Below are 13,187 nucleotides of genomic sequence, written 5' to 3'. Positions count from 1 at the left end.
AGAACTTACTTATTGCTCAGATAACACGATATTTTCAGGCCGGATAAAATATGCAATACAGATGGATGCAACAGGAACTGCCAGCAGGCAGGCAATTCCACCAAATAGCATAACAGCCACATCCTGAAATAAAAACTTTGAATTCAGAATTGTCTCAAATGTAAATTTACCCATTTTCAGATAAGCAAATAGTAAAATAGATTCCCCTAAATATGCAAACAATAGTGTATTGATGGTGGTACCGATGATCTCTTTTCCTATCTGCAGGCCGGAATGATATAACTCCTTCCTGCTCAAATCCGGCTTATGGGCTGCCACTTCATATACGGATGAAGTAATAGATAATGTTGTATCCAGTACTGCGCCAAGGGTACTGAGCAGATATATGCATACTGCAATATGAAGCATGTTGATGTGAATATCAACACTATAGTAATACATGACATCTTCCTGCATAGCCTGAATCTCATTCAGTCCTCCGCTTTTTGATGCCCATACCATACTATAAATCGCAAACATGAGAAGAAGCATTACAATTGCAGTGGCAAGAAATGCTGCCCCTGTTTTCACATTTTTTCCGTTCTGCTTGACTAAAGTAATGTAACTAATAATTCCTCCTGCTAAGAGCGTAATCAGTATTGGGGAATGGCCGCGGGCTAATAAAATGACTGCCAGGGACAATATAATAATATTTCCGGTAAGTGCCATTACCGAAACGGCACCACGGTCACCGGCTACTACTAGTATTAGTATGAAAAGAACAAGTGCGAGTATCCCTATCATTTTTCTCCTCCTTGTCTGAATCTAAGTTTCATAAATAAAGAGGCAACCAAAATAGAGATGGGAATGGTCAGAACAATTCCGATACTTTCAATCAGAAAACGGCAGATTTCATAAGGAATATGCAGCCGTACGATAGTCAGGAAGCCTATGTCGTTATTCATTCGGATTAAGAAAGAAGGAATCAGGCCGCAGCCAAAAACAAAAAGCAGGACGTTCATCATCGTTCCCATAATATCATATCCAATTTCTCTCCCTGAGCGGAATAATTGAAAGAATGTTACCTGAGGGTTTTTATGAAGAATCTCCCCAAGGGCGGCAGAAATCGTGACTGCTACGTCCATGATTGCTCCCAGCCCTGCCAGCATGACTTCTGCCCGGAATAGCTCACTGGGGTTGTCCAAACTTCCCAGATACTCCATTGTAGAATAATCCAGTGCCCCTTCATATGCCATCACAGTATCAAAAATCCCCATAATTGCTGCCAGAACACATAACGTAGAAACAATAGCCGCCAAAGTTTTTTTGTTGAAACCATTGAGTAATAAAAGTGTTCCAACAGCAAACAAAACCGAAATGATATTACAGATTGCCCAAATATCATCATCTTTTAGAAAACGTGAAAATCCTACAATAAAAATTCCTGCATTTACTACAAGCGTACATATTGTCAGGATTCCTTTTCTCCCGGTTACAAATATAAGCAGAATAACAAGTGCACCAATAAGAGCGGTCAGATGCACATCCCGCTTCAGCCCTCTTATGCCTCCTGTTTGAGACTCTCCATTTACATTTATCAGGACCCGGTCTCCCTTATGGTATTTTTGATTAAGAACGCCAGAATAAGAATATTCGTTTTTTAATGTAATACTTTTACCCTTCCATTCACCGTTTAAAACAATGGCCCTTAGACTCTGTCTGTAATAGATTTCTTTTTCTCCGCGCGTAGCTTCCATTGTCTTCTTTTCTTCAGTATGTACTTCGGTAATTTTTGCTATAGGTGTTTTGTACAGCCATTGATTATTTGCTACAAATATAAGAACGGCAAAATAGATCAATATTAATAAACAGAACCCCTTTCTTTTTTTGGTGGCTAAAAGAATATGCATAATTGTCTTCAGCCGGTTCAGCAGCTTCATGTACGTGAGCCTCTCATTTCATATATTAAAAACTATTTTCACATTATATCACTTTTTATTATATCGTCAAGATTTTTATTACAGCTCAGCTTGGGGCAAAATGTAACCGGGATTATGCTGAGCTGTAACAGATTAAACAAATGGATAAACATACTCTGCCACCGGTTCGGAGGGTGCGATATTAGTAACGGTGATCAGCGGCTCCTCTCTCGTTATGTTTCCATATTGATATTCCCTGATAGAAAAAGTCCCTTCGACAGTAATCCAGTCCTCACTGTTGAGTTCTGAGGCATCCTCATAGATACACCGCACGCCTGTCGGAGATAAATCTGCAATACAGCATGTCATTGCCAGCCTTGAGATAACAAACTCGTCTTCTTTTGGTACTTCAAAATCATTAAAAACAAATCCTGTCATAACTACCGTATACCCTTCATACTGCTTTCCATTAAAATCAAATTCGGCAAGCCAAATTGAGAAATCTTCATTTGAAACAGTGATTTTTTTACTTGCTATATCCAATCCCGGCAATGTACCAGAACTCTCCTCTTTCTCTGATGCAGGCTGAACATCGGCAGGCGCAGTTTTCGCCGAATCCAGTGTAGCACTAGATTGTTTTGTCCCGGATAAATTGGACAAGGAGCCACCGCCAGAATAGTTTTTTGTGATATCCGATACCCCCAGCGGGGCATGAGGAAGCAAAATCAGCAGAATTGGAACCGCCAATATAAGGCAATGTATGGACCGGACTCTATGCTGCGGCCGGAATAGGCGTCTGACTCCTGATAAAGCCCACATTCCCATGACAATTGCTGAAAAATAAAGGTATGGTTTCATCCGCGGCGTGATATAAGAAAGATATTTTCCGCTACCCGCCAAATAAACCAGCAAGGCGGAAAATAAGCAACAACACAGGCACTCCAGTAAAATTTGAAGATTGATTACTCTTACCCTTATCTGCATCTATCTTCCCCCTATTTGATAAAATAAGTATACAACGGTAAAACACACTGCAAAAGATGTAAAAACCAGCCTGCCAATAAAACGTTTTGAAAATCCTGAGGAGAGCATCATCATATTTTTGATATCCATCATCGGGCCAAATACCAGAAAACTCATAATAGCTGCCATTGGAAACTGAGTAGAAAAACTGCGTGCAATTACCGCATCTGATGAGGAGCATAAAGAAAGGATGAAGGCCATCCCCATCATAATTACCATAGATACTGCTGTCCCTGCTTCGCTTTGTATGCCGCCCGACAGGCCCGTGCCTAAAGCTTGAAAAACGGAAGCTACAAAGGAGCCGAGCATCAGATATTTCCCTACGTCAAAAAATTCCGCCTGTGCATGCCGGAAAAACAAATCTATTTTGTTACCGGGCCCGGTCATAGAATCCATATCCTGATAGCAGCCGCAACTGCACATCAGGCCATCAAATCTGCCCGCAGGCAGCACCCGTCCCTTTGAGGAACGAACTGCAAAGCTAAGACCAATGATTATGGATGCAGTGATTCCCATGCAGATGCGCTGTGCTACAATAATCAAGTCTCCCCCAAATGCATAGTAAGTTGATAAGATAACAACCGGGTTGATGACCGGTGCAGCCAGCAAAAATGTAATTGCGGCAGGAAGTGGAATTCCTTTCTTTACCAGGCTCTTAAAAATAGGGATAGAGGCGCAATCACATACCGGCAGGCAAAATCCTCCTAAAATAGCTATTGTTATACCTCCGGCAAGAGATTTTGGAAACCATTTTTCAATCCAGGCTTTTGGAATGAAAATTTGAATGAATGAGGAAAGCAGTACCCCGAGCAGTAAAAACGGAATTGCCTGAAGTATAATTCCCAGGAATACATTTATTATGGTATTTATAGATATTGGCATTTGGCTGAAAACGGGCTTTACCAGAAGGTATAATGCTGCCACACAGAGTAAGGCCAGAAAAAAGGAACTAATTTTAGGACCTGTTTCCCGGAAAACCCATTTGTGTAAATTTCTAAATTCCATGCCTCTGAGCCTATATGTGGCAACACCTGGATTCAGAATTTTTATTGTACGGCGCATCTGCTGATATGCCGCAGTTCCTCCCCCACTTTGTGGGGTACGTAAAATGACAACATCACTATTTGCAATCTGTTCGGGCAGAGCACTTCCCGTCCGCCCCAGCATTTCCTCCAGATTCACAGCCTCGGCAATATGAATTGCCTTTTGGATTTTACAGGAGCCGCACAGCGGCGGACCTAGCAATAACTCCTGAAGCCTGGAAAAGGAAACCATTCCATTCCATTCAATCCAGATTTCATCTGGTTTCCACTCCTTCATACATGCATAAATACCTTGGATAACTTGCTCCGGCTGCTTTTCCAGGTCCTTTTTGGAGAAACTCTTGTTGTTACAATTTCTGAGATGTCTTTGAAATGCCTCCTCACCTGTCTCAAACTGCAGCAATAGCGTTTTTATTTCCCGCCGGTCAGGCTGGTTCAGCAATGAATTTAAAAAGGTGGTTTTTCCCGAGTATAAAAACCCGGTTACGACATAAACAGGTATTGTCATGGCTTAATCTACCTCAAAGAGACTGGTTAACTCTTTCCGGTTCAGCCCATGTCCTATGATACACAGCATATTCCCACCTATCGTACACTCTGTCATCTGGATATTGCCTGGAACGTATTGGATATTGAGATATCCCTGGGCAGTGCGTACAATCCCCTTGGCACGCAGAACAGTTCCCCTCGTATTTTTCTCCATCTGCAAGATTCGTTTCTGCAAATCAGGGAGACTGAATACTCTGGAAGTTCGTATTGTGACAGTCTCAAAAGTCTGCTCAGCAGAATGATGGTGTCTGCAGCCGCACTCTTTGTGATTAGAGTTCTGCATAAGATGATGCCCGCATCTGCACCTGTCTGTATCCTGTCTTTCAATCCTGAGATGATTGTCAGAATGTGAATCAAGAACTTCATCTACTTTTAACTTTGTCCATGGTAAGGATAGAATTTCTGCGTTCGGATTTAAGCCTCGAATCAGCCGGTACGCGTCTTTTACCTTGTCCGGATAATTTTCTGTCCAGCTAAGAAGTATACTATCAGCATGCTTTATCTGATCCTCAAAAAATTCCCCAAAGTTTTCAAGATATACTGAACATCGTTTTACATCCGCAACTGTTATCCTTTTCTTAATCCGGGCAAGGGAGCGAATTCCCTGCTCTCTGCAAAATTTTGTGATGTCGGATAATTTACCTACACCGGAGGGTTCAATTAAGATAACATCAGGATGAAACCGCTCCAGAAGCTCTTTCATGGCTTTTACAAAATTGCCGGAAAGACTGCAGCAGATACAGCCTGAATTTATTTCCCTTACTTCAATATTACCATCCTTCAATAGTGCTGCATCCACACTAATATCCCCAAAATCATTTTCAATCAGCACTATTTTCTTATTGTGGAATCCTTCTTTAAGCAGTTTTTGAATCAATGTAGTTTTTCCGGCTCCTAAAAAGCCTGATATAATGTATATATCTGTCATCGTTCTATTCCTCTTTTCTATTTACTTGGAGTTGATACCTGATATCACAGAAAACTCCCTCTGCTATATCACCTTTAACAATATAGTAGGGGGAGCGGAAGATTTAGAACTTACGATATTAAAATATTTGTAACAAATCTTACTGCCTGTTTATTCATGCCATTTTATCCAATATTAAACGATAGAAGGCCTCATTTGTCCCGGTCTTATTCAGGGTTTCTAATATTGTGCCATCTTTCAGCAGGATAATCTTTTTACAGTACGCTGCCATTTTCGGGTCATGTGTGACCATGACGATGGTTTTCCCGTATTCCCGGTTGATTTTTGCCAGGGTATCAATGACAATTTTACCTGACTCCGAATCCAGGTTTCCAGTCGGTTCATCTGCTAATATCAAGTCTGGATTATTAATTAGTGCACGGCAGATTGCTGCTCTTTGTTTCTCTCCGCCTGATAATTCATAAGGGTCCTTTTCAAGCAGTTGCTCAATTTGGAACTGCTCTGCCAGTTTCCTGGTTTTCTCAGACATCACCTCAGATTTTGCCTTATTTAGTATCATAGGGAGCATAATGTTTTCCTTTACAGAGAGGCTGTCCATGAGATAAAAGTCCTGAAACACAAATCCAATTTGTTTTCTTCTGATATCAGAGAGTATATCCCGATGGAGGTTATTGGTATCGGTTTCCATGAACTTCAAGATGCCGTCTGTTTGCTTGTCAATTAGTCCCAGCACCTTCAGAAGCGTTGTTTTTCCACAGCCGGACTTACCCATAATACCGAGGAACTCTCCCTTTTCTACGTTGAAGCTCAGTCCCTTTAAAACCTCAATACTGTCCTTTTGACCGTCAGGTGTCTGCTTCTGATAATTTCTGATTAAGTCCTTTACCTCCAGTATTTTTACTTCTCCCATTGCATCCGCCTCCATATCAATCTTTTCATCCAGAAATGCCAAACTATCCATAAACCTAAATAAATCAAATAGACAACTGTGCCTATGCGTGCAAACATACTCATATCTTCAGGAGTATATAGCCTTGCTCTTGCGGTAAGAGCAGCAAAGATTATACCGCCACCCCCACCTATTACTAATGGCAAAACAGTAAACATCTTCATTTGCCCCGTCAGTGCCTTCCTCCGGTCCTTTTCTCTCATCCCCAATTTTTCCAGAAAAGTATTCTGCCAGTTCATTTCTTTCGTTTCAGATTCAACCTTCACATAATACTGAAAGAACCCGAGTACCGCTAGTAAAAGCACAATAAAAAGGTAGATCAGTCTTTTAAAGAATATCTGTGCACCAGTATCCACTATCCTCTGTTGTTTTCCATAGAATGGTTGGATAGAATCATCCCACATCCTGTCGTATTGGTGCTTTTCTTCAAGGTACTGCATATCCGCAAGCATTCCGGCATATTCTTTTTCCGGTACCGTATAGCAGACCAATTGTGTCGGTCCCTCTGTCATATTAGAAGTATGATTCTGTGTATAGAATCTCCAGTCTTCAAAAGATGCTGTCTCCCTCATCTCCCATTGGTTTTTATTGTACGCAGTAAGCTTTTTGTACTCTTTCTCAAAATACGAATCATTGAACACGATTAAGTTATCTCCCATCCCCTGATGGAATGTCCCTGTTAATATATCTCGTTCCTCGCTTTTCACTTTCCAGCCTGGAAAAACATTATCTATATCCGAAGGGTTATAAAAAGTAAGGGGCTGCCCGATACGAAGCCGTTTCGTTATCCTGCTGGTATCCCAATCAATGGTATGTGCCTTCACTGTTAAATCTTGCTGATACACCACATGCATCTCATCTCCTGACAGCACAATCTCTTGTGGTGTTTTTCCTAATCCTTTCTTCAATTGTTGGTAAGTGGACGTGGAAATGGCAATATGCTGTCCCTGGGGCCACTGTATGGGGCGTGCTCCTGCCTGCATCCACCCGGACAACATATCAGAACCATATACAGAAGTCATGCGGAACATAGGATATATCTTAGTTTTGGCATCATGCTCATTGGCTATTTCTGCAAGTTTATCCAAATCTGTATCATATGCAGTGCAGACAATATCATAAGGGTACAAATCTGTTATATCCTCTTTCATAAGAGAACCTGTGAACTGCACAATAAATACCGCTAAGATAAAAAAATGTATTACTGACAAATAAAAAAAGTTCCATAGACTTTTCCAGTACCGGTAATAAAGAGGGCGGCTGGAAATCAGCTTCCTGTAATACCGTTCTTTGTTCTTTTCCAGCCTGTTCAGGGATAGGGCAGTGCCTCCTTTTAAAAGCATGAAAATTCCCAGCACACTGAAAATATGGATATACATACTTTCTGCCCAGCTTCTGGAAAAATACCACCGTATCCCGACAGCACTAAGCACAACACCAAATCCAATGCACAACAGAGAATATTTTTTACTGCGTTTCTCTCTTTGTATTTCTGCATTCATATTCATGGAGCGTGACAGGTTCAGAATGTTTTCCTGATTAAATCCAAGTGCCAAAAGTATAATGAACAGATATCCCAGGATGCCGAATCCAACTGTTTTAACACTGACTACTGATGCCAGTGTAATCTCTACTCCGCTATGGGTCAGACCGCTTTGCCAAATTTCCTTAATAATATGAGCTATGGCACCTCCGGACACCATACCAGCCACTCCCGACAGAAAAGCATTTACCGCAAATACAATGGCAAACATCAAAGAAATAGTGCTGCTGCGCATTCCTAGAATCGTAAACAGGCGCATTGCTCTTTTTTGGTCTTTGATATAATAGGAAATAATCATGGTCTGCAGCAAAACAAGAAACAGAACAACTAAAATTTCTGTTTGCTGAAAACTCTGAACAAGTCCGTTTCTGGACAAAATATCTTCTTTACCGTGGACCTGTGTTATCAGGCTATATACTGTAAGAGTAATATACATGCATGATGCACAGAGCAGACATCCTGCTGACAAAATCATTTTTTCCCTTTTCCCATAGGCTGTATTCTTCCGAATGACCCTAAAAAACTCTTTCGAATACTGCCCGGGGAAATAATGCACACGTTTCTTCTCTTCCTTGTCTGCCCTTTCCCGCCTTTTCTGCTCCTCATAGGCCCTATTGATGGCATCCCGTTCTTCCAGCCATCGTGCTCCCATATAATCAAAGGCCACCAGTGTTACGTTAATAACCATATAAAGCTGCTGTGCGAAAAAAGCTATAAAGTAAACGATAAGACTTACCATCGGCAGAAACTCAAAATATTTTGGATTCTTTTTATTCATGAACCAGACAGAACGAATCAAATATAGAATATTGGCGAACAACATAGGAATTAATGTACATAGGCGTATAATCCCCTCTGGACCTCCAACTTCCAGGCTGCCATCTCTAAGTTTAAAAATAATATCCCAGATAGAATAATATTCCCATCCTACAACTAATTTTTCAAAAAGAATACTCAAAAAAATCAGAATTCCGCAAATTATTCTTAACCTCTGAGCTTTCTGTTCTGCTTTCATGATTCTCCTTGTGTAGTGTATTTAGAAAACTAATACACATACTTTTCCCTTCTTTTAGATTATGTCTCTGTTTTCTTCACTTAATCCTTTAGCCAATTCTATAATTTCGAATCTTTTACGGCATTAGTCTGATAGCAATTTTCTGTTTTTTTAAATATTCAATGCTTTACTATAAGTTAAATCAATTACAGATGCTTTTAATTATACCTTATTAAATGTTAGCAATTCAATAAGTATAACATATTTTTTTACTCAGGTTTTTCTAATGGGTATGAAGTAAAAAAACTGACACATACTAATTGCAAAATACCTTTTGAAAGGAGATTTTGCAATGATAAATAATGAAGAACTTCCCATAGGCTTTACCATGGCGCTTGCACAGCATTCCGATGCTCTAAACCATTTTTCCCATCTTCCAAAAGCGGAACAGGAAAGAGTAATTGAGGAGGCAAAGCAAAAACACAGCCACGAAGCTATGAGAAACTACGTGGAAAATATGTTTCAGGGATGAAAAAACACTTTAGACGTAGCTATACTGCGGCGTAAAAGAAAGGCGCCGCAGATATACGGCCAGCCGAGTCATGCCCTTTTCTATTTGTCAAGCAGAGAAACTTCCAACTTCTACAACTTTTCTTGATTTTTCCTATTCCATATCGTAATATAAAGAGTGGGAAAAATAAATAAGAAATAAGGTAAGGAGGAAGCAATGGAAACCCGTACATATTATGACATTCTCGGCGTATCCAAGGAGGCGACTCTGGAGGAAATTACAAGTGCGAAAAATGCTCTGGCAAAGGTATATCATCCTGATGCCAATATGCATACCGACATAGATACGACTGCTTACATGCAGGAAATACTGGAAGCATACCGGATTCTTTCCAATCCGGACAAGAGGAAAAAATACAACCGGGTACTTGCCGGAAAACCGAACCGTGTGTTTCGCACTTACACTGTGGGAAAACCGGAATCCGGGGAAGATACTTCTGCATCATTTGTCACCTATTGGAATGCTGCCTGCAAGCTGAATGAGATTGTATCCCAGAGCGGCAGACTTATGGAATTTATTCCTCAAAAAGAAAGACTCAGGCTCAGCTTTTTTAAGAAATTAGGGAAGCACTATAAGAATGAAACTGCAATTACAGAACAGCTAAACTTGTTGTCATTGCAGGCAATTCAATATATCACAATTTTAAAAACAGCCGGAATTCCTATGAGTTACTGGCAGCCTGATGCTATGAACTGGGTACTGGTCCGCTGGGGACAGAAACAAAATATGGATTACCAGATACTTTTTTCAAAGTACGAGGCTTATGTGGAGCAAAGCAGAACAGGCGCGGAAAAACTGAAACTACGCTCCCAGAACCGTCAATTTCACAATAATTTAAACAAACTGTTGAACTACGCTATTCCAAACTAGAACAAAATGCCAGAAACCAGTAAAGGCTGACTTCTCTGCCTTGACAGGCTTCTGGCATTTCCAATCTGGCAAACACACAGGTTTATGCTTTCTACACTTCTTCTGCACGTCCTCTTAATCTCAGGTAGTAAATTCTCAGTTTCCCAAGGAAAGATGTCAGATAACGCAGCACCGGTTCGGTTGCAATTGAGAACACTACAAACAGCATAACGCATTTTGTTGACATGCCTGTAATGGCAAATAACTGATTTAGGAAGATACTGCAGAAGATCAGTCCTGCAATGCTTACTGTCACTACGATTGTTCTTACCAAATTCATAGGAGCACTAATTTTATACAAAATCATGAATCCTACAATTGCCAGCAGCATGGTGGCCGCCGTTGAAATATCTGTAGAGTTTACGTCAAATGTCTGCCCGAACACGACCAGGGCTCCAACTGCCAGTACATTTGTCAGTGCTGCGGGCAGTGCCTTTAAAAATACATTTGTCAGGAAGTGTCCTTTGATGATATTTTTATTTGGCTCCAGTGCCAGGAAGAACGCCGGCACTCCGATTGTAAACAGGCTAATCAGAGATATCTGTGCAGGCCTCAGGGGGTAAGTAATCATAAATACAACGGAAAACAGCGAAAGCAGGAAAGAAAATATATTTTTTACCAAAAACAGAGTTGCTGAGCGCTGAATATTATTGACAACTCTCCGGCCCTCCATAACCACCTGGGGCATACAGGAAAAATTGGATTCCAGCAGTACAAGTTGTGATGCCTGTACCGCTGCATCACTTCCCGATGCCATGGCAATGCTGCAATCTGCATCCTTTAGTGCCAGTACATCGTTGACGCCGTCTCCGGTCATAGCAACGGTGTTGCCTGCTTCTTTTAATAGTTGTACAAACTGCCGCTTCTGACTTGGAGTCACACGTCCAAATACAGTGTTTTCCAGTACAGCTTTCCGCGTCTGCTCTTCTGTTTTCAGTGAGGACGCATCTACATAATTTTCTGCATTGGCAATACCTGCCTTTTTTGCCACTTCGGATACGGTAACCGGATTATCCCCTGATATGACTTTCACTTCAACTCCCTGTTCAGAAAAATAAGTAAAAGTTTCTTTTGCCTCTTTCCTGATGGGATTCGCCAGAAGGATATAGCCCAAAGGTATAATTCCCTGTCTCAGTGCTTTTCCATCTATTTCACCCTTATAGATTCCGAAGACAAGCACCCTGACCCCTTTTGAAGCATATCCAATGATTTCTTCCTCATATCTTTCATAGTTCTCACGGAGAACAAATTCAGGAGCACCCAGCACATATACATTATCTTCAAAGGTAACACTGCTGTATTTTGTAGCTGAAGAAAATCCGGTCTTACTGATCGGTCTTTTCCCTGACGAGATCTGAAAGTATTCCTTCATGGCAGCAATAGTCGTATTATCGTTCTCCATTGCTGCAGTAAAATCTCCTATCAGCATACTGAAAGTCTCCGCATCACTACTGTCGTAGTCTCTCACCTGGATAACTTCCTGTACTTTCATGGTATTTTCCGTAATAGTTCCTGTTTTATCCACACAGAGCACATTAACGCGCGCCAGTGTTTCGATACATCTCATATCATGAAGCAGAACTTTCTTTTTGGCCAGCCGGACTGAACTGACGGCAAGCGCTATGCTGGCCAGCAGGTAAAGTCCTTCGGGAATCATTCCGATGACAGCAGCCACCATCGAGGTGATGCTGGACTGGAAGCCCTCCTGCTGGAAGAAAAATGCCTGCACAAAGAGTGCAATTCCGATGGGGATAATTGCAATTCCCACACATTTCACAAGTTTATTCAGGGAACGTATCATCTCGGATTGTTCCCCTTCCTGCATTTCCTTCGCTTTCATTGTCAGCCTGGAAATATACGAATCCATTCCCACCTTGTCCAATCTTGCATGGCATTTTCCTGAAACAATGAAACTTCCCGACATGAGTTTATCACCTTTTCTCTTCGTGATTTCATCAGATTCCCCAGTCAGCAGAGACTCATTGACCTGTACCTCTCCGGCACAGACTTCAGCATCTGCACACACCTGATTTCCAGCGTTAAAAATAACAATATCATCCAGTACCAGTTCTTCTGCATCAATAACTGATTTGTGACCGTCCCTTACCACTGTAGCATGAGGGGCATTGAGCATCGTCAGGTTATCCAGTACCTTTTTTGCACGGACCTCCTGTACAATTCCAATCAATGTATTCAATATGATGACTGGGAGAAACGTAAGTTCACGGAATGAACCCGCTATACACAGAAGCACTGTCAGAATTACAAATATCAGGTTGAAATACGTAAAGAGATTATCGTGGATAATCTCCCTGGTTGTTTTGCCGGGCGGGTCTATAGCCGCATTGGTCCACCCATGGAGACTGTGCTGCTGCACTTGTTGGCTGGTCAGCCCCTGGCGGTACTCCGGGCAGTACCGGGGTGTGGGAATTCTCTGGTCCTCTTCTTCTATCATATGCTGTTTTCTTTTTTTCCACATGTATGTTTTTCACCTCATTTTCATGATACACTATCTTGAGTATTTTCCAAATTTAAACATATTCATTCTATCACACAGAAATTGAATTTTCCAAAACTTCATCAAATCTTTATAATTTCTTTCATGAATTGCCATATTATCTGTTCAAATCATTTTAAATTCCTTGTTTTCTGAATCCGTTTCTATTATAATAGTACAAGTATTTTGTTACAGCTCAGCCATGCAGGTTTTCGAGGAAACATCCATGTGACTAAGGAAGCAACCATGCTGCTAAGACTTGAAAAGGCCAAGCCTAAGTGGC

General features: G+C 41.2%; 10 protein-coding genes. 2 read left to right on the top strand and 8 right to left on the bottom strand.

What is annotated here, in order from left to right; all coding sequences use genetic code 11:
* Nucleotides 1–9 precede the first annotated feature (9 nt).
* The 7 genes from A8805_RS02120 to A8805_RS02090 all read right to left on the bottom strand — a co-directional run bounded on the left by A8805_RS02120 (nucleotide 10) and on the right by A8805_RS02090 (nucleotide 8,948).
* Nucleotides 10–783, bottom strand: a complete 774-nt coding sequence (locus A8805_RS02120; RefSeq protein WP_109708548.1) for a YibE/F family protein — start codon at nucleotides 781–783, stop codon at nucleotides 10–12.
* Nucleotides 780–1,919, bottom strand: coding sequence for a YibE/F family protein (locus A8805_RS02115; protein ID WP_109708547.1), 1,140 nt, complete (start codon nucleotides 1,917–1,919; stop codon nucleotides 780–782). Before A8805_RS02115 ends, A8805_RS02120 begins: the two co-directional genes overlap by 4 nt.
* 132 nt (nucleotides 1,920–2,051) lie before the next feature.
* On the bottom strand, nucleotides 2,052–2,882 hold the full coding sequence (locus A8805_RS02110; protein WP_109708546.1) for a TIGR03943 family putative permease subunit: 831 nt from the start codon (nucleotides 2,880–2,882) through the stop codon (nucleotides 2,052–2,054).
* Complete coding sequence (locus tag A8805_RS02105) at nucleotides 2,883–4,472, bottom strand: permease (protein ID WP_109708545.1); 1,590 nt, start codon at nucleotides 4,470–4,472, stop codon at nucleotides 2,883–2,885. It lies immediately after the preceding gene.
* A 3-nt stretch (nucleotides 4,473–4,475) separates the two neighbouring features.
* Nucleotides 4,476–5,441, bottom strand: coding sequence for a CobW family GTP-binding protein (locus A8805_RS02100; protein WP_109708544.1), 966 nt, complete (start codon nucleotides 5,439–5,441; stop codon nucleotides 4,476–4,478).
* Between the two features lie 154 nt (nucleotides 5,442–5,595).
* Complete coding sequence (locus tag A8805_RS02095) at nucleotides 5,596–6,351, bottom strand: ABC transporter ATP-binding protein (protein WP_109708543.1); 756 nt, start codon at nucleotides 6,349–6,351, stop codon at nucleotides 5,596–5,598.
* The gene (locus A8805_RS02090) at nucleotides 6,339–8,948 is read right to left on the bottom strand and encodes a hypothetical protein (RefSeq protein WP_109708542.1); all 2,610 of its coding nucleotides are present in this window, start codon (nucleotides 8,946–8,948) and stop codon (nucleotides 6,339–6,341) included. The genes A8805_RS02095 and A8805_RS02090 overlap by 13 nt, the downstream gene beginning before the upstream one ends.
* Before the next feature lie 331 nt (nucleotides 8,949–9,279).
* On the opposite strand from A8805_RS02090, the gene A8805_RS02085 reads away from it, so the two are divergent.
* Together A8805_RS02085 and A8805_RS02080 are read left to right on the top strand one after the other, a co-directional pair.
* A complete protein-coding gene (locus A8805_RS02085) occupies nucleotides 9,280–9,459 on the top strand; it encodes a hypothetical protein (protein WP_109708541.1) in 180 nt (59 codons plus the stop codon).
* 195 nt (nucleotides 9,460–9,654) lie between these two features.
* On the top strand, nucleotides 9,655–10,368 hold the full coding sequence (locus A8805_RS02080; RefSeq protein ID WP_109708540.1) for a J domain-containing protein: 714 nt from the start codon (nucleotides 9,655–9,657) through the stop codon (nucleotides 10,366–10,368).
* 91 nt (nucleotides 10,369–10,459) lie between these two features.
* Here the strand turns inward: A8805_RS02080 and A8805_RS02075 are convergent, their stop codons facing one another.
* Entirely contained in the window at nucleotides 10,460–12,886 is a 2,427-nt protein-coding gene (locus A8805_RS02075; protein WP_109708539.1) for a cation-translocating P-type ATPase, read from the bottom strand.
* Between the last annotated feature and the right edge of the window lie 301 nt (nucleotides 12,887–13,187).

Source organism: Faecalicatena contorta, assembly GCF_003149105.1.
Classification (GTDB): Bacteria; Bacillota; Clostridia; order Lachnospirales; family Lachnospiraceae; genus Muricomes; species Muricomes contortus_C.
Note: the sequence above shows the minus strand (reverse complement) of the source record. Positions and strands in the feature narration are given on the sequence as shown.